Source organism: Gemmiger formicilis (assembly GCF_024462815.1).
Lineage (GTDB): Bacteria > Bacillota > Clostridia > Oscillospirales > Ruminococcaceae > Gemmiger.
Genome location: NZ_JANGCG010000106.1, coordinates 1 through 219 on the forward strand (window position 1 = coordinate 1; position 219 = coordinate 219).

The 219-nt window shown below is 58.4% G+C and carries 1 protein-coding gene; it reads right to left on the reverse strand.

Going from position 1 to position 219, the window contains the following annotated elements:
- On the reverse strand, window positions 1–219 hold a 219-nt coding region (locus tag NE623_RS14670), incomplete at both ends, for a hypothetical protein (protein ID WP_256276180.1).

Genomic DNA, 219 nt, shown 5'->3' on the forward strand with positions numbered 1-219 from the left:
CTGGCGGGCGACGCCAGGAGACTGATCTCTTCCGGCACCGCACGAAGAAGTTGGCGAAAGTTGTTGAACACATGGGGCGATTCGCCGCCCACGTCGAATTCCTCGAGCAAGCGCTTCTTCGAGATGTCGAAGCCCAGCCCCTGATAGAAATTCTCGCAATACCGAATGTACTTGGGCTCGTCGCCGTGCAGAGCGCCGCTGAAGCGAAGAAGGGGATTG